General features: G+C 42.5%; 16 protein-coding genes. 10 read left to right on the top strand and 6 right to left on the bottom strand.

All coding sequences use genetic code 11. The annotated features are described in order from the left end of the window. Window positions 1–23 precede the first annotated feature (23 nt). The 6 genes from PR709_RS00080 to cysM all read left to right on the top strand — a co-directional run bounded on the left by PR709_RS00080 (window position 24) and on the right by cysM (window position 6,170). Window positions 24–920, top strand: coding sequence for a Dyp-type peroxidase (locus PR709_RS00080; RefSeq protein ID WP_004921333.1), 897 nt, complete (start codon window positions 24–26; stop codon window positions 918–920). A gap of 263 nt (window positions 921–1,183) precedes the next feature. Further along, a complete protein-coding gene (locus PR709_RS00085) occupies window positions 1,184–2,206 on the top strand; it encodes a sulfate ABC transporter substrate-binding protein (RefSeq protein ID WP_004921332.1) in 1,023 nt (340 codons plus the stop codon). Further along, window positions 2,206–3,036: a sulfate/thiosulfate ABC transporter permease CysT gene (cysT, locus tag PR709_RS00090; protein WP_004921329.1), complete on the top strand. Its 831-nt coding sequence runs from the start codon at window positions 2,206–2,208 to the stop codon at window positions 3,034–3,036. Before PR709_RS00085 ends, cysT begins: the two co-directional genes overlap by 1 nt. Then, complete coding sequence (cysW, locus tag PR709_RS00095; protein ID WP_004921327.1) at window positions 3,036–3,902, top strand: sulfate/thiosulfate ABC transporter permease CysW; 867 nt, start codon at window positions 3,036–3,038, stop codon at window positions 3,900–3,902. Before cysT ends, cysW begins: the two co-directional genes overlap by 1 nt. Beyond that, entirely contained in the window at window positions 3,899–4,987 is a 1,089-nt protein-coding gene (gene cysA, locus PR709_RS00100) for a sulfate/thiosulfate ABC transporter ATP-binding protein CysA (RefSeq protein ID WP_004921326.1), read from the top strand. Before cysW ends, cysA begins: the two co-directional genes overlap by 4 nt. Window positions 4,988–5,285: 298 nt before the next feature. Next, entirely contained in the window at window positions 5,286–6,170 is an 885-nt protein-coding gene (gene cysM, locus PR709_RS00105) for a cysteine synthase CysM (RefSeq protein WP_004921324.1), read from the top strand. A 171-nt stretch (window positions 6,171–6,341) separates the two neighbouring features. Here cysM and crr read toward each other — a convergent pair whose 3' ends face one another. The 5 genes from crr to cysZ form a co-directional block, all read right to left on the bottom strand. Beyond that, on the bottom strand, window positions 6,342–6,851 hold the full coding sequence (crr, locus tag PR709_RS00110; RefSeq protein WP_004921322.1) for a PTS glucose transporter subunit IIA: 510 nt from the start codon (window positions 6,849–6,851) through the stop codon (window positions 6,342–6,344). A 49-nt stretch (window positions 6,852–6,900) separates the two neighbouring features. Further along, window positions 6,901–8,628 (bottom strand): phosphoenolpyruvate-protein phosphotransferase PtsI, encoded by a 1,728-nt coding sequence (gene ptsI, locus PR709_RS00115; protein WP_004921320.1) that lies wholly within the window; start codon window positions 8,626–8,628, stop codon window positions 6,901–6,903. Window positions 8,629–8,770: 142 nt separating this feature from the next. Further along, complete coding sequence (ptsH, locus tag PR709_RS00120) at window positions 8,771–9,028, bottom strand: phosphocarrier protein Hpr (protein WP_004921318.1); 258 nt, start codon at window positions 9,026–9,028, stop codon at window positions 8,771–8,773. A 354-nt stretch (window positions 9,029–9,382) separates the two neighbouring features. Further along, complete coding sequence (gene cysK, locus PR709_RS00125) at window positions 9,383–10,336, bottom strand: cysteine synthase A (protein ID WP_004921315.1); 954 nt, start codon at window positions 10,334–10,336, stop codon at window positions 9,383–9,385. A gap of 277 nt (window positions 10,337–10,613) precedes the next feature. Next, window positions 10,614–11,378 (bottom strand): sulfate transporter CysZ, encoded by a 765-nt coding sequence (cysZ, locus tag PR709_RS00130; protein ID WP_004921313.1) that lies wholly within the window; start codon window positions 11,376–11,378, stop codon window positions 10,614–10,616. Window positions 11,379–11,726: 348 nt separating this feature from the next. Between cysZ and zipA the strand changes: the two genes are divergently transcribed. The 4 genes from zipA (at window position 11,727) to PR709_RS00150 (ending at window position 16,515) form a co-directional block, all read left to right on the top strand. Then, window positions 11,727–12,740, top strand: a complete 1,014-nt coding sequence (gene zipA / locus PR709_RS00135) for a cell division protein ZipA (RefSeq protein WP_151207855.1) — start codon at window positions 11,727–11,729, stop codon at window positions 12,738–12,740. A gap of 57 nt (window positions 12,741–12,797) precedes the next feature. Further along, window positions 12,798–14,813 carry an NAD-dependent DNA ligase LigA gene (gene ligA / locus PR709_RS00140; protein WP_004921309.1) on the top strand — a complete coding sequence of 672 codons (2,016 nt, stop codon included), beginning with the start codon at window positions 12,798–12,800 and terminating at the stop codon, window positions 14,811–14,813. A gap of 231 nt (window positions 14,814–15,044) precedes the next feature. Next, window positions 15,045–16,229, top strand: coding sequence for a NupC/NupG family nucleoside CNT transporter (locus PR709_RS00145; RefSeq protein WP_014656308.1), 1,185 nt, complete (start codon window positions 15,045–15,047; stop codon window positions 16,227–16,229). 70 nt (window positions 16,230–16,299) lie between these two features. Beyond that, window positions 16,300–16,515, top strand: coding sequence for a DUF3820 family protein (locus tag PR709_RS00150; RefSeq protein ID WP_004921304.1), 216 nt, complete (start codon window positions 16,300–16,302; stop codon window positions 16,513–16,515). A gap of 10 nt (window positions 16,516–16,525) precedes the next feature. On the opposite strand, the gene PR709_RS00155 is transcribed toward PR709_RS00150, so the two are convergent. Further along, entirely contained in the window at window positions 16,526–16,942 is a 417-nt protein-coding gene (locus tag PR709_RS00155) for a MarR family winged helix-turn-helix transcriptional regulator (protein WP_004921302.1), read from the bottom strand. Between the last annotated feature and the right edge of the window lie 126 nt (window positions 16,943–17,068).

A 17,068-nucleotide genomic window follows, 5' to 3' on the forward strand; every position in this document is an offset into this window, starting at 1 on the left:
TTATTTAAAAGAGGTTGATTAGCATGTCTCATTCTCAGAGCGGTATTTTGAAAGATCATAGCCGTTTCGGTATTTTCATTGAAGCAATGGTGCAAGGGTCTCTGGCTGATATAAAAACAGGTTGTCAGCGTTTTGTTGAAACACTGACTCAATTACAGGAGCAGTATCCAACAGATAGATTAGGGGCTGTAGTGGCCTTCGGCTCTGATATCTGGAAACAGCTATCAACACCGGAAAGCGCGCCTGAGTTAAAACCATTTCATCCATTAGGTAAAGGGTTAGCGCCAGCAACACAGCGTGATATTTTTATTCATATCCAATCTCAACGCCATGATATTAACTTTTCATTGGCACAGGCGGCACTAAAAGCATTCGGCTCAGCAATTAAAGTCGAAGAAGAGATCCACGGCTTCCGTTGGGTTGAGGAGCGCGACTTAAGTGGCTTTATTGATGGAACCGAAAACCCACAAGGTGAAGAAATCGCTGAAGTTGCATTAATTGCTGATGGCATTGATATGGGAAGCAGTTATATTCTTGTTCAGCGTTATGAGCACAGCCTCAATAAATGGGACCGTTTCTCTGAACAAGAACAAGAGAAAATGATTGGTCGCACCAAAAAAGACAGTGTGGAGCTGGATGAAAGCGAACGTAATGTGACTTCACATGTTTCTCGCGTGGTGGTTGAAGAAGATGGGGAAGAGTTGTCGATTATGCGTCATAGCTTGCCATATGGTACGGCAAGCGGCAAACATGGTTTATTCTTCGTTGCGTATTGCGCGCGCCTCCATAATATTGAACAGCAGCTTTTGAGTATGTTTGGTGAAAAAGATGGTAAATATGATGACCTGTTACGCATGACCAAAGCAGTATCAGGAAGCTACTATTTTGCCCCTTCAATTGACACTTTATTGTCGTTATAAATTATTCTTATTGCCGCCATCTGGCGGCAATTTACTTTTGCGTCAATATCCTACTTTTCCCTTCTATTGCTTAGCGCCTTCATGAAGGCCTTTCACGCAGTCAACTTTATGATAACTAATATAATTTATTTGCTTATTGCCATAATTTCTTGAATATACCAATTTGATATATTAAAAGGCAATTGATAGCTACACAGTTATAAACAAAGCAGATAAAGTAACCTCATTAGCGTAGTTTTGGTTTAGTCATAAGTAGGTGCCTAATGCAAAAAGCGATTTTAAAGAAAACAGCCTTAGCGAGTCTCGCAACATTTTCATTGATGGGGAGCGCGCCGTTGGTAGCGGCTGAACTGCTCAATAGCTCTTATGATATCGCCCGAGAGCTATTTGTTGCACTAAACCCTGAATTTGAAAAGCAGTGGAATGAACAGCACCCTGATGACAAATTAACGATCAAGCAATCACATGCTGGCTCATCGAAACAAGCCTTAGCTATTTTGCAAGGTTTAAAGGCTGATGTGGTGACTTATAACCAAGTGACAGATGTACAAATCTTGCATGATAAAGGCAAGTTGATCCCTGAAAATTGGCAAGCAAGATTACCGAATAATAGCTCACCATATTACTCTACGATGGCGTTTTTAGTGCGTAAAGGTAATCCAAAGGGCATTAAAACGTGGGATGATTTAGCGCGTGAAGACGTGAAGCTGATTTTTCCAAATCCAAAAACATCGGGTAATGGTCGTTACACTTATTTAGCGGCATGGGGAGCCTATGCGCAAGAAAATAAAGGTGATGAAAAGAAAACCCGCGAGCAGATGAAGCAGTTTTTGAAAAATGTAGAAGTGTTCGATACAGGGGGGCGTGGTGCCACAACTTCCTTTATTGAAAGAGGCCTTGGGGATGTATTGATTAGCTTTGAATCAGAAGTGAACAATATTCGTCAGCAGTATGGTGAAACGGACTATGAAGTTATCGTTCCTCCTGTCGATATTCTGGCGGAGTTCCCAGTTGCTTGGGTTGACAAAAACGTTCAGAAAAATGGTACGGAAGAGGTGGCGAAAGCCTATCTTAATTACCTATATAGTCCAAAAGCTCAAGAAATTATCACTAAATTTAACTATCGGGTGAACGATCAGGCAGTCATGGCGGCAAATAAAGATAAGTTCCCTGAAACCCGCTTATTTACGGTCGAATCACAGTTTAAGAGTTGGCCTGCGGTGATGGAGACCCATTTTGCGACGAACGGAGAGTTTGACAAATTGATGGCAGAAGGGCGCCGTTAATGCGTAAGTCAGGGAAACGCTTTTTGCCAGGATTTGGCCTCACACTAGGTAGCAGCCTATTTTATACCTGTTTGATCCTGCTGCTACCTTTGAGTGCGTTAGTCGTTCAGTTATCTGAAATGACGTGGCAACAATATTGGGATGTGATCAGCTATCCGCAAGTCGTTGCCGCTTATAAAGTCACCTTACTGGCTGCACTGGTTGCGAGTTTATTTAATGCGGTTTTTGGCATGCTGCTCGCTTGGATTTTGACTCGGTATCGTTTTCCTGGCCGCACTTTTTTAGACGGTCTTGTTGACTTGCCTTTCGCCTTACCTACCGCGGTGGCAGGTTTAACATTAGCTACGTTATTTGCAGCGTCTGGCTGGTACGGGCAGTTTCTGCATCACTTTGATATTAAAGTAGTAAATACTTGGCTCGGCATTGCTGTCGCAATGGCTTTTACCAGTATTCCGTTCGTTGTACGAACGGTACAGCCTGTGTTAGAAGAGCTTGGGCCTGAATATGAAGAGGCGGCACAAACATTGGGTGCAAGCCGTTGGCAAACATTTCGACGGGTGGTATTGCCTGAAGTTTCTCCCGCATTAATTGCAGGAACAGTATTGTCTTTTACCCGAAGTTTGGGGGAGTTTGGTGCCATTATCTTTATTGCAGGAAATATTGCTTGGCAAACTGAAGTCGTATCTTTGATGATTTTTAGTCAGTTACAACAGTTTGATTACCCAGCAGCGAGTGCGATTGCTTCTGTTATTTTAGCGGTTTCATTATTACTGCTATTTAGCGTCAATGTCGTACAAAGCCGCTTTGGCAAAAGGTTGGGAGGAAAGTAATGGCTCAGGTTACACCTGTCACGGGGGCTTCTCGTCAACCGATTAATTGGGCTAAATGGTCTTTGATTATCACAGGCATATTGTTTTCAGTCATGTTGCTGGTGGTGCCAATTATTTGGATATTTTTGACCGCTTTTTCCAAAGGTATTGATGCGGTTTTAATGAATTTGAATGACGCGGACATGTTGCATGCTATTGGACTGACGGTCCTTATTGCACTGATAACGGTGCCTGTCAACTTGATCTTTGGCACCATGCTCGCGTGGTTAGTTACTCGATTTCAGTTTCCTGGTAGGCAACTGTTATTAACCCTAGTCGATATTCCTTTTGCGGTATCGCCAGTGGTCGCGGGGTTACTTTATCTACTGTTTTATGGCTCCAACAGTTGGTTTGGGGGCTGGCTAGAAAGTTATGATATCCAATTAATGTTCTCGTGGCCCGGTATGGCATTAGTGACCATTTTTGTGACCTGTCCTTTTGTAGTTAGGGAATTAGTTCCACTGATGTTAAGCCAAGGTAGTCACGAAGATGAAGCGGCAGTATTACTGGGCGCTTCAGGTTGGAAAATGTTTTGGAGAGTTACCTTACCAAATATCCGTTGGGCACTATTGTATGGTGTTGTTCTGACTAATGCTCGAGCAATAGGTGAATTTGGTGCCGTGTCCGTTGTTTCTGGTGCCATACGCGGGGAAACCTATACGCTACCGTTACAAGTAGAATTATTGCATCAAGACTATAACACCGTAGGCGCATTTACTGCTGCTGCGATCCTAGCTGTAATGGCGATTATCACTTTAATTATTAAAAGTGCATTGCAATGGCATTTGAGCCGGCAGCAATCCGAATCAGGAGTTCATTTACCATGAGTATTCAAATTAAAAAAATTGGGAAATTGTTTGGTAGGACGCAAGTGTTGAAAGATATTTCATTAGATATTGCATCTGGTGAAATGGTGGCACTGCTCGGTCCATCCGGTTCAGGTAAGACGACACTGTTACGGATTATTGCAGGGTTAGAACAGCATAGCCATGGCTTACTACGCTTCCATGGTCAAGATGTTAGCCGTATTCATGCTAAAGATAGGCATGTTGGCTTTGTATTTCAACATTATGCCCTGTTTCGTCATATGACGGTGTTTGACAATGTCGCGTTTGGTCTCACCGTTATGCCAAGAAAACAACGCCCATCATCGCAAGCTATCAAGCAGAAAGTCATGCAATTACTTGATATGGTTCAGTTGGCGCATTTGGCCTCTCGTTATCCTTCTCAGCTTTCAGGAGGGCAAAAACAGCGTGTTGCGCTGGCCCGTGCCTTGGCTGTAGAGCCACAAATTTTATTGCTAGATGAGCCTTTCGGTGCGTTGGATGCTCAGGTACGTATTGAATTGCGCCGCTGGTTACGTCAATTACATGATGAATTGAAGTTTACCAGTGTATTTGTCACCCATGATCAGGAAGAGGCCATGGAGGTTGCCGATAGAATAGTGGTGATGAGTCAGGGGCATATTGAGCAAGTTGGCACTCCTGATGATATCTGGCAACGTCCTGAAACGCGTTTTGTGTTGGAGTTTATGGGGGAAGTGAATCAACTCCATGGGCAAATTAAAGGTTCTCAGTTACATATTGATGGTTATGAATTCCCTCTACATCATGCAAGTGCCCAACAAGGCGAGGTGGATGTGTTTTTACGTCCATGGGATATAACACTGAAGAAAGACGTTGATGAACAGCACCGATTACCGGTTCGTGTGATTGAATCCGGGCCGAGAGGGCATTTCTGGCAGTTAACGGTACAGCCTATAGGTTGGGGGCATGAACCTCTCTCTGTAGTTTGGCAATCGTCTCATGTAACGCCTGTGCGTGGTGAGCACTATTTCCTTGGTAGTCAACAGGCTAAAATTTACCAAGGTGAAAATGAGCTCTTATTTCCCCAGTTAGCTAAAAGTGCCTAACCATTCCTAATATTGCGTTGATGTTGTTATTTCATCAACGCAATATCCCTCGATATTAAAACGTAATTTATGCCTGCCTGACCATTTTTGAGCTGACCAATGGCATTTTTTTGAGACTATTTTCAGTCAAATTCCCTGTAAACATATCATATTATCGATATTAGTAATAACATCGACCAGAATTATTAATTACTGATATATAAGTGAATTTTTTTCATGCTGCTAATTTGTAGGTGTTAGGATACTATCTATATCATTCGAAATGGTGATTATAGATAAATAGAATAAGGAATAGACAGTGGCAACTCTGGAACAATTTATAGGTAATACGCCGCTAGTTAAACTTCAGCGTTTGACACAGGGGATGGACGCTGAAATTTGGGTCAAACTAGAAGGTAATAATCCGGCTGGCTCCGTCAAAGATAGAGCCGCGTATTCAATGATCACAGAAGCGGAAAAACGTGGTGAAATAAAACCTGGTGATACATTGATTGAAGCGACGAGTGGCAATACCGGGATTGCTTTGGCAATGATCGCCGCAGTCAAAGGTTATAAACTCAAACTATTGATGCCCGAAAATATGAGTAAAGAGCGCCAAGCCTCAATGAAGGCTTATGGTGCTGAACTCATTTTAGTTAGTACTTCAGTTGGCATGGAAGGCGCTCGCGATTTAGCTCAAGAAATGGAAGCGAAGGGGGAAGGGAAGGTCCTTGACCAATTTAATAACCCCGATAATCCATTAGCCCATTTTAAGACCACAGGCCCTGAGATATGGCAGCAAACCGATGGGCGCATGACTCACTTTGTTTCAAGTATGGGAACGACAGGAACTATCACGGGTGTCAGTCGTTATTTAAAATCACAATCATCACATATTCAGATTGTGGGCTTACAACCAGCGGAAAAAAGCCAAATTCCGGGGATCCGCCGTTGGTCGCCAGGCTATCTTCCGGGGATCTTCAATCAGGAATTCGTTGATACCGTTTTAGATATTAATCAGGAAGAGGCTGAGGAGACGATGAGAGCCCTCGCTAAACAAGAAGGTATCTTTTGTGGTGTTAGTTCAGGAGGCGCGGTTGCGGGCGCTTTGAGAGTGGCTAAAATGAATCCGGGAGCGGTGATCGTTGCCATTATTTGTGACCGAGGCGATCGCTATCTTTCTACGGGCGTGTTTGACGATTAATTAGCATCGCCATCTAGACACTGACAAAAGCATCAATGTGCTCGAATATAGGTGAGTCGTTGATTGCAACAGATATGATGGCGATGGATTTTATCCTGCCATAAAAAAACCACCAGAGGTCATACAACGCTATCTGGTGGTTTTATTTGAAAAGCTTAAAAGGGATTGCCGTTATTTTTTAACGCGCATAATAACTGTTTCACCCACGGTAACGCTACCGCTAAGCTTAGTCAGCTCTTTAATTTCATCCATATTAGAAATCACAACCGGCGTTAGAACTGATTTTGCTTTTTCTTCCAGCAATGCAAGGTCAAACTCGATAACCAAATCACCTTTTTTAACGGATTGCCCTTCTTCAGCGATACGTTTAAAGCCTTCACCTTTCAGTTCGACTGTATCAATACCGAAGTGAACAAATAGTTCAATACCATCATCAGATTCAATAGAAAACGCATGATTGGTTTCAAATATCTTACCAATAGTCCCATCTACAGGAGCGACAATTTTGTTCCCTGCTGGTTTGATGGCGATACCATCACCAACAATTTTTTCAGCGAAAACAACATCGGGAACATCTTCAATATTGACAATTTCACCCGATAGAGGTGCGATAATTTCAATACTGCCACTGCTATTTTTATCATCCGAAACCAGTGATTTCAGTTTGTCAAACAGACCCATGGACCTTCTCCTAATCGTTTTTATATGGGACCGAACTAATGTGCTGCTCCTAGCATAACGTTTTTTCTTGGATAAAGGTATCAACAAGTTTCATCAATTCGTCTGCGGTTGGTTGGGCAAGGGCTTGCTCAGCCAGTGCTTTAGTATCTGCAAAGTTTGCATTACGAATTAATTTTTTAATACGAGGAATTGAAATTGCACTCATACTAAATTCATCTAACCCCATACCAAGCAGCAACAAGGTTGCACGTTCATCACCTGCTAATTCACCACACATTCCTGTCCATTTGCCTTCTGCATGTGATGCATCAATGACTTGCTTAATCAAGTTCAATACAGCAGGCGACATTGGATTGTAGAGGTGAGAAATCAGCTCATTACCACGGTCAACAGCTAGAGTATATTGAGTGAGATCGTTCGTCCCAATACTGAAAAAGTCAACTTCTTTTGCTAAATGATGAGCAATAACCGCTGCGGCAGGGGTTTCCACCATGACACCAACTTCGATTGATTCATCAAAGGCTTTGCCTTCTTCACGTAATTGACCTTTTAGCATCTCAAGTTCTGCTTTTAGTTCGCGAACTTCCTCAACGGAAATAATCATCGGGAACATAATACGCAGTTTACCAAAACTTGAGGCTCTTAAAATAGCTCTTAACTGAGAATGTAGAATTTCTTTGCGATCAAGGCAAATACGAATTGCCCGCCAGCCTAAGAATGGGTTCTCTTCTTTTGGCAAATTCATGTATGGCAGGTCTTTATCACCGCCGATATCCATGGTACGCACAATAACAGCTTGGCTTCCCATTGCTTCGGCAACAGCTTTGTATGCTTGGAACTGTTCTTCTTCAGTTGGCAGTGAGTCTCTATCCATAAACAGGAACTCAGTGCGATATAAACCAACCCCTTCAGCACCGTTACGCTCAGCACCCGCGACATCGCGTACAGTACCGATGTTTGCACACACTTCGACTTGATGACCATCCAGTGTGATTGCAGGTAAATCTTTTAATTTTGCCAGTTCATTTTTTTCTTGCTGATATTCTTCATTGAATTTTTTCAGCTTATCAATTTCTTGATCTGACGGGTTCAGATAGATGTGGTTGTTGACACCATCTAGAATGAGGTAGTCACCATTTTTGATTTTCGCGGTGGCATCTGAGGTGCCGACAATGGCAGGCAACTCCAGTGAACGAGCCATGATTGAGGTATGTGATGTACGACCACCTAAATCGGTGATGAAACCTAATACTTTATCAAGGTTTAATTGTGCCGTCTCTGACGGTGTTAGGTCAGCTGCAACCAAAATAACCTCTTTGTCGATGGCACTCAAATCGACGATAGGCATACCGAGGATATTTTTTAATAGGCGTTTACCAATATCGCGTACGTCGGCAGCACGCTCCTTCAAATATTCATCATCAAGTGCTTCGAGCGCTTGGGCTTGATCCTCAATAACGGAGTAAACCGCGGCATCAGCTGTTTTTTTATCACTTTTGATTAGAGAGACAATTTCTTGTTCAAGCTCTTCATCTTCCAGCAGCATAATATGGCCTTCAAAGATCTCAGCTTTTTCTGCACCAAGATTTTTTTCGGCTCGCTCTTTAATGAAGCTGAGCTGTTCGGCTGATTTGTTACGTCCTTCAATAAAGTGTTGGATCTCGGTTTCTATCTGGTCGTCAGTAATTTTTTTTGTGCTGACAGTGATAGGATCTTCTTTGAGGATTAAAGCCTGACCAAAAGCAAAACCTGGGGATACTAAAATTCCTGAAATCATAATATTACCTTACTACTGCGGGTAGGTGTTCTGATGTTGAAAAGACAACAGTAAGCTTATCTGTGTGTAAACTGATATCCCTGAATGATGCCATTCAGGGATGAAGATTAATGCGGTGACACAGGCTCTCTTGCTTGTGCGGTTATTCCAACTCACCCATCAGTTTAACTAAATGCTCAACTGCTTGTTTTTCATCTTCGCCTTCGGCAGAAATTGTCACAACAGTACCTTGAGTTAAGCCTAGAGTTTGTAACTTAAATAGGCTTTTTGCGCTTGCTGATTTGCCACCAGAAGTCAAAGTAATATCAGAAGAGAATGCTTTGGCTTCTTTCACAAATTGAGCGGCAGGGCGAGTATGTAAGCCGTTAGGTGCTGTAATAGTGACTTCTTGCTGGAACATATTATTTCCTCAATAACTTTAGTTTTTTATAATGACCTAAGCTAGTGTAGTTGAATAAACTTAGGTTTGCGTATTGTTAGATTATTAACTGTTAAAAAGGTTTCCTACTTTGTTGCGTATCAACACTTTTTCAGTTTATTGGCCTAAATAATGTCAATTTAAATCGCAAAGAATATGAGTAATTGAACAAATCTTTGACTTAAAGTTGATTAATTTCGTGGCTCAAAATAATTACTATGTTTAATACTAAACCCTAGGTCAGAAATCATCTCAATACGTGCTAAAGTTTGATCCATTCCACAAAAAAAGCACCAAATAGGTGCTTTTTTAACGATTAATTAACGGTTTTTAAAATTACTCGGCGGATAGATCGGAAAATAGAACCGTTGATAAATAGCGCTCGCCTGATGAAGGTAAGATAACAACAATGTTTTTATCTTTAAATTCAGGTTCAGCTGCGAGTTTTACTGCGGCTGCAAGAGCAGCACCTGATGAAATCCCTGCTAGGATCCCTTCTTTTTCCATTAATTGGCGGGCAGTTTGAATGGCTTCATCATCACTGATTTTAAATACTCTATCAATAAGCGTGATATCTAGGTTGCCAGGAATGAAACCAGCCCCGATCCCTTGAATTTTATGTGGGCCTGGCTTGACTTCATCTCCTGCTAGCGTTTGGCTAATAACAGGGGACGTTTCAGGCTCTACCGCAACCAGAGTGACATTTTTGCCCTTGGTTTTTTTCAAATAACGACCGATACCGGTGATAGTACCCCCGGTTCCCACACCCGCGATAACAACATCAACCTTACCGTCAGTATCACTCCAAATCTCAGGTCCTGTCGTTTTTTCATGAATTTCAGGGTTAGCTGGATTATTAAATTGTTGCAGCAAAATATACTTATGCGGATTGCTGTTGACGATTTCTTCGGCTTTCTCAATGGCGCCTTTCATCCCTTTAGCGCCTTCAGTCAATACAAGATTCGCCCCTAATGCTTTAAGTAGTTTACGGCGTTCGACGCTCATCGTTTCAGGCATGGTCAATGTTAATTTGTAGCCTCTAGCCGCGGCGACATACGCCAAAGCAATCCCTGTATTACCACTAGTAGGTTCAACCAGCTCTTTTTCTTTGGTCAGAAGTCCTTTTTTCTCAGCATCCCAAATCATATTCGCACCAATACGGCATTTAACGCTGAAACTTGGGTTGCGTGATTCAACTTTCGCTAAGATATTGCCATTGCCGAAATGCTTTAAACGTACTAACGGGGTATGGCCAATAGTTAGCGAATTATCATCATAAATTTTACTCATGGGATATCCTTATAATCAGGCAGTTGCCTATTTAGAACTGAGAATGATAGATAAGATTGACTCCAAACATACGTGAACTCGCTATTATTGCAAATATAAATTAAGTATAAGCTTATAACGAATTGCTATCTTATGTGGAAAAATTATAAGTAAAAGGTTGTGACACAAGCACCTATCATAAAATATGTTGCGCTGTGTCTGTGATCTGAGGGAGGTTGAAGATGAAAAAGTGCGAGGTGTAAATTCCCCCCGCACTCTTGATCAAATCAGTGAATAATTAATAGCGTGCATGACGAGCGCGGTATTGGTCAACCCACATTAAGGTCGCGCCACAAACGGCAACAGGCATAATAATCAAGTTAAGGATAGGTATCATCATTAACACACTAACTGCTCCACCAAATTGAATATTATTCATGCGGTCTTTGGCTAAAGCATTTTTCATTTCACTAAAGCTAACGCGGTGATTATCAAATGGATAATCGCAATACTGAATTGACATCATCCACGCACCGAATAGGAACCAAAGAATGGGAGCAACAGTTTGCCCAATACCAGGAATAAAAAACAAAATTAATAAGCCAATAGCGCGCGGAAGGTAATAACCGATCCTAACAAACTCACGCTTAACCATGCGTGGAACATCTTTTGCGATATCAACAATACCGCCATCAGGGGCGGGCACACCGGTTAATTCTGATTCGAGCTTTTCGGATAACCAACCATTAAACGGTGCGGCGATAATGTTGGCAACCGTACTGAAAAAGTAAGTAAATATAAGTAAAATCGAAATAACGGAAATAGGCCAAATAAGATAATCAAGCCATTGTAACCAACTAGGAATATAGCTCATGACTTGGTCAATCCAACCACCAAGTTTGGTATATAACCACCAAAATGCACCACCAAGTAAGATGATATTGGCTAAAAGTGGTAGAATAACAAAACGTTTAATACCTGGACGTGTAACAAGACGCCATCCTTGAACGAAGTAATAAAAACCCGAATGGCTTTTTTGTTGCGAATCTGTCGATTGTATCATACTTCTTATTCTCTCCTTTGCGGTTGACTATGTATCATATAGATAGGTTTTTAGGCTGGCTAGTCAGTATTTGCTTAAAAAAGCAGCAAACGAAAGCAGAATTGTCTCTTTCTTATCAGAAAATCGTTTAGGGGGTTGCACTTAGCACGTTTGACAAATAATCTTAAGATATATCCGTCATTTTTTAAGTTGTTTTTCGGTTGACGGCGTTTTACCGCTGAAATCCCCAAAATCATACCGCAATGCGGGGCGAGGGGAGCGGGAGTGCGCCTTGGCTTGCAACTTAAAGTATTTTGGCTTATTTTTTGCCGTGGTGGCATTATCATTCAACAATTAGAGATAGCAGCGATGCAGGATTTGCGTCTGATATTAGTGGTCGTAGGTGCGATAGCCATAATTGCGTTATTACTGCATGGTTTATGGACCAGCCGTAAAGAGCGCTCTAAGTTATTCCGTGATCGTCCCGTAAAACGCCGAAAACATGACAGTCAGGATAAATCATCGGATTATGATGATGATTCTGCATTATTCAGTGAAACTCAAAAGGTAGAGCCTCCCGTCTCTTCACCGGTAGTTTCTGAGCCTGCTCGTCAGGTTCAAGAAGAACGTCGTGCCGAACCTGATTTGCCACCCATTACATCTTCTACTCGTGATACCGAGCCTGTATTAAATATTACGCCTGAGCGTTCAGAGCCTGTTGAATCTGATATTGACTCGCGCGTTAATGCTGTAAATGAACAACCCGCGATGAAGGTGGAACCAACGGTTCAACCAATAGCGACACCAGTCTCTACAGCGAATGGGCGCACTCAGCATGCGCCTGAACAACCAGAATTTGATTTTGACATTCACGAAGAGCAAGAGGGGCCACAGCCGACACACCATGAACAGGAACAGGCGCACACTGAGAAGAAAACTGAACAACCGCAAAACCAATCTTCAGAGAACAACAAGGAGACGGTTCTGGTTCTTCATGTAGCTGCACTTCAGGGGCAAGTTCTACAAGGTGAAGCGCTGTTGCAAAGCATTCTTCAAGCGGGCTTCCAGTTCGGTGAAATGCGTATTTTCCATCGACATGTGCATCCATCGGGAACAGGGCCGGTTTTATTTAGTCTTGCTAATATGGTGAAACCGGGGTCTTTTGATCCAGAAACGATGTCAGAGTTCACCACTCCGGGTATCTCTATGTTTATGATGGTGCCATCGTATGGTGAAGCAGGGCAAAATTTCAAATTGATGTTGCAAGCTGCACAGCGTATTGCTTCCGATGTGGGGGGCGTAGTCCTTGATGATGAGCGTAAAATGCTCACACCTCAGAAAATTGAGGTGTACCATGCTCGGATCCGCAACACACTGAATTAAATATCAGAATCAACGAAACCCCCTTAACTGGGGGTTTTTTATCTTTACTGGTGAAACATGACTACAAAACAACATCTCGATACACTCAAACAACAATTACGTCATCATGAATATCAATATCATGTATTAGATGCACCTGAAATCCCAGATGCAGAATATGACAAACTCATGGAAGAGCTGAAGGCTATCGAAGCGGAACATCCTGAATGGATCACCAGTGACTCACCGACTCAGCGAGTGGGTGCGGCTCCATTAGCGGCGTTTGACACCGTACGTCATGAAATACCGATGTTATCGCTTGATAACGTATTTGATGAAGAAAGCTATCTTGCTTTCGACAAACGCGTGAGAGACCGATTAAAAGATCAGCAAGAACAAACCTTCTGTTGTGAATTAAAATTAGATGGCCTTGCGGTGAGCTTACTGTATGAGAATGGCGAACTCGTCCAAGCCGCTACTCGCGGTGATGGAACTGTGGGGGAAAATATTACCTCTAATGTTCGTACAATTCGTGCTATTCCACTTCGTTTAACGGGTGAAAATATTCCTGCTAGGGTAGAAATTCGTGGTGAAGTATTTATGCCACAAAAAGGCTTTGAAGCATTGAATGAGGAAGCGCGCCGTACAGGTGGAAAAGTTTTCGCTAACCCTCGTAACGCGGCAGCGGGGTCATTACGCCAATTAGACCCACGTATTACAGCGAAAAGGCCTTTAACGTTCTACTGCTATGGCGTGGGGCTGGTGGAAGGCGAAACACTGCCAGATACTCATTATGAGCGACTGATGCAATTTAAGAAGTGGGGGTTACCTGTAAGTGAGTATGTGCAATTACGGACAGGCGCTCAGGCGGTATTGGACTTTTATCATGAGATAGAAAAAGCTCGCCCAACATTAGGCTTTGATATTGATGGGGTCGTCATTAAAATTAACGACATTGCAACCCAAGAAGAGTTAGGCTTTGTGTCTCGGGCACCTCGTTGGGCAACGGCGTTTAAGTTCCCGGCTCAAGAGCAGATGACATTGCTAAAAGATGTTGAATTCCAAGTTGGACGTACCGGAGCAATTACGCCTGTTGCACGTTTGGAACCAGTTCAAGTTGCCGGCGTGACAGTCAGTAATGCGACGCTACACAACGCTGATGAAATTGAGCGCTTAGGGGTTCATATCGGTGATACTGTTGTGATCCGTCGTGCGGGCGATGTGATACCTCAAATTGTGAGTGTTGTTGAGTCTGAACGCCCAGCCGATAGCCGAGAAATTGTTTTCCCAACTCACTGCCCAGTCTGTGGCTCTGATGTGGAACGTGTCGAAGGTGAGGCCGTTGCGCGTTGTACTGGTGGGTTGATTTGTGGTGCACAACGTAAAGAAGCACTGAAACATTTTGTCTCACGCCGTGCGATGGATGTGGATGGCATGGGCGATAAGATCATCGACCAATTAGTTGAAAAAGAATATGTGAAAAATCCGGCTGATCTGTACCAATTAAGTGCAGGGATATTGACGGGTTTAGATCGCATGGGGCCAAAGTCGGCACAAAATTTAGTGGAAGCCCTAAATAAATCGAAATCAACGACTCTCGCTCGTTTTATTTATGCGTTAGGCATTCGTGAGGTCGGTGAGGCTACCGCGGCAAATTTAGCGGCGCATTATGGCACCCTTGAAGCCCTAATGGCGGCAGATGAGGAGTCACTCAAAACGGTGCAAGATGTTGGTCATGTGGTGGCTAAGCATGTCGTTAACTTTTTCCGCGAGGAGCATAATCAAACTGTCATTCAAGCGTTAATAGATAAGGCGAATATTCATTGGCCAGAAGCTGTTGCGGTAGATGTGAGTACGATAGATAGTCCATTTGCAGGGAAAACCGTGGTATTGACGGGCTCTTTGAGCCAACTGACACGGGATGAAGCAAAAGATAAATTAGTGGCACTCGGCGCTAAAGTCTCTGGCAGTGTCTCTAAGAAGACGCATTTAGTCATTGCAGGTGAGGCGGCAGGTTCAAAACTGGCAAAAGCAAATGAGCTAGGTATACCTGTCATTGACGAAAATGAGCTAATTCGCTTATTAGAAGCCTAATAATTAACGAGAGTTTGAAGTATCATTACCCAGAAAATGGGTAATGATATGATCTGTATCAATCTACCACCTAAGAATTAGAATTTACTGTAATAATGTGATCGGTATATATTTTTTGCAAAATACACTGGGGTCGTTTTCATACTAATGTGATTCCCGTCTCATTTAAATGTCGGCTATTACATAGAATAGATACATAAACCGCTTTATTAAATTTGTATGGAGTCGCATATGACCTCGATCCTGCATTTTGTTCTATCCCTTGTTGTAATTGGCGCTCTTGCAGTCTTAGCCAGTAGTAACCGTAAGGCGATACGACTACGCTATGTTTTTCAACTACTGGTTATTCAAATCGCATTAGCATACTTCTTCTTGAATTCTAATGTCGGTTCTTCATTCGTACTAGGCGTTGCAAGTGTTTTCACCCATTTATTAGGTTATGCAGCCGAAGGGACCAAGTTCGTTTTTGGTGGCATGATCGAAGGCAATCTAGCGTTTTTCTTCTTGCAAGTCCTCTGCCCAATCATCTTTATTTCCGCACTGATCGGTATCTTACAGCATATTAAGGTGCTGCCTCTTGTGATCCGTGTGATCGGTACGGTTCTATCTAAAGTCAATGGTATGGGCAAGCTAGAGTCTTTTAACGCGGTTAGTTCACTGCTATTAGGCCAATCTGAAAACTTTATTGCCTATAAAGATCAGCTAGGCAAAATGTCTGAACGTAGAATGTACACCATGGCTGCAACGGCAATGTCGACGGTTTCTATGTCGATAGTTGGTGCATATATGTCCATGCTAGAACCGCGCTTTGTGGTTGCAGCATTGGTACTTAACATGTTTGGTACTTTCGTGATCCTTTCCTTAATCAACCCATACCCACCTGAAGCCGAAGAAGAGTTACAGATGACCAATATTCATGAAGGTCAAAGCTTCTTTGAAATGTTGGGTGAATATATCCTTGCCGGCTTTAAAGTTGCGATTATCGTATCAGCCATGTTAATCGGTTTTATCGCTTTGATTGCCATGGTAAATGGTATCTGTATGGCGATTTTTGATATCAAGTTCCAAACCATGCTGGGCTACGTGTTCTACCCATTTGCTTGGATATTAGGTATCCCTGCTGAAGAAGCATTGCAAGTCGGTGGGATCATGGCGGTAAAAATGGTCACTAACGAGTTCGTCGCAATGGGCGACCTAAAAGAGGTTGCAGCAACGTTATCAACACGTTCAGTCGGTATTTTATCGGTATTTTTAGTCTCTTTTGCTAACTTCTCCTCAATCGGTATTGTGGCAGGGGCAATCAAAGGCTTAAATGAGAAACAGGGTAACACGGTTGCACGTTTTGGCTTGAAACTGCTGTTTGGTTCAACATTAGTTAGCTTCCTATCAGCGGCTGTTGTTGGCTTAATTCTGTAAAACATAAAAGCGTGGTAAAGTGTAAAACGGCGTTCATTATGAATGCCGTTTTTGCTTTTAGGAGGAAAAAATGGAAAAACAAGATCTCATTGATATGGCAAACACGCGGATGCCATTTGGAAAATATCAAGGTCGTGTATTGATCGATCTTCCTGAAGAATACCTGCTATGGTTTTACAAAAAAGGGGCATTTCCACAGGGGCGATTAGGGCAACTGATGGAAATGGCATTAGGCTTAAAAATAGAGGGGCTAGATGGCCTTGTAAAGCCTTTAAAACGAGTTTAGTTGTATTGGGTCAGTCATGGCCTAAAGCCGCAGTGACTTTCTGTGAAAGCTGGATAAACAAAGCTTGTTCATTCGCTGTTAAAGCACTACTGACTTTAGCGGCATTTTCTTTTCGGCCTGTTGCTGCACGTTGTAAAAAATCCCGACCTTCATCGGTTAAGTGAGTGATTAATTCTCGCTTATCTTGTTCAGATTGGTATTGGCTCACGAACCCAAGTGCTTTTAGTGCTCGAAGAAACTTGGATAAATTCTGCCGAGATATGCCTAACAGTTGGCTTAATTGCCCTGGTGTTTGATCCCCTTTGAGCCGAAGTATTTCTAATACATCATATTGCCCCCAAGTGACCTGTTCAGGTGTAAAGCTTAAACGCCTCGCAACCAAGGTACATTGCAAAAGTGATAGTGCATCTTCGAGTTGATTTGCCATGTTATTTCATCATGTTAGTGATTATTGACACAGTATAGCCTTATCAATCCGATAAAATCGACTATTGATTAACTAAAGTTAATCATATACAGTGTGGTTAATTAACTTTAGTTAATCATGTTGAGA

The sequence above is a fragment of the Providencia sp. PROV267 genome (genome assembly GCF_028477825.1).
In the GTDB taxonomy this organism is placed as follows: Bacteria; Pseudomonadota; Gammaproteobacteria; order Enterobacterales; family Enterobacteriaceae; genus Providencia; species Providencia stuartii.

Coding starts and splice junctions, on each gene's coding strand:
- zipA (WP_151207855.1), top strand. CDS start 11,727: ATGCAGGATTTGCGTCTGATATTAGTGGTCGTAGGTGCGATAGCCATA.
- PR709_RS00145 (WP_014656308.1), top strand. CDS start 15,045: ATGACCTCGATCCTGCATTTTGTTCTATCCCTTGTTGTAATTGGCGCT.
- ptsI (WP_004921320.1), bottom strand. CDS start 8,628: ATGATTTCAGGAATTTTAGTATCCCCAGGTTTTGCTTTTGGTCAGGCT.
- PR709_RS00155 (WP_004921302.1), bottom strand. CDS start 16,942: ATGGCAAATCAACTCGAAGATGCACTATCACTTTTGCAATGTACCTTG.
- cysW (WP_004921327.1), top strand. CDS start 3,036: ATGGCTCAGGTTACACCTGTCACGGGGGCTTCTCGTCAACCGATTAAT.
- PR709_RS00150 (WP_004921304.1), top strand. CDS start 16,300: ATGGAAAAACAAGATCTCATTGATATGGCAAACACGCGGATGCCATTT.
- PR709_RS00080 (WP_004921333.1), top strand. CDS start 24: ATGTCTCATTCTCAGAGCGGTATTTTGAAAGATCATAGCCGTTTCGGT.
- cysT (WP_004921329.1), top strand. CDS start 2,206: ATGCGTAAGTCAGGGAAACGCTTTTTGCCAGGATTTGGCCTCACACTA.
- cysA (WP_004921326.1), top strand. CDS start 3,899: ATGAGTATTCAAATTAAAAAAATTGGGAAATTGTTTGGTAGGACGCAA.
- cysZ (WP_004921313.1), bottom strand. CDS start 11,378: ATGATACAATCGACAGATTCGCAACAAAAAAGCCATTCGGGTTTTTAT.
- cysK (WP_004921315.1), bottom strand. CDS start 10,336: ATGAGTAAAATTTATGATGATAATTCGCTAACTATTGGCCATACCCCG.
- crr (WP_004921322.1), bottom strand. CDS start 6,851: ATGGGTCTGTTTGACAAACTGAAATCACTGGTTTCGGATGATAAAAAT.
- ptsH (WP_004921318.1), bottom strand. CDS start 9,028: ATGTTCCAGCAAGAAGTCACTATTACAGCACCTAACGGCTTACATACT.
- ligA (WP_004921309.1), top strand. CDS start 12,798: ATGACTACAAAACAACATCTCGATACACTCAAACAACAATTACGTCAT.
- PR709_RS00085 (WP_004921332.1), top strand. CDS start 1,184: ATGCAAAAAGCGATTTTAAAGAAAACAGCCTTAGCGAGTCTCGCAACA.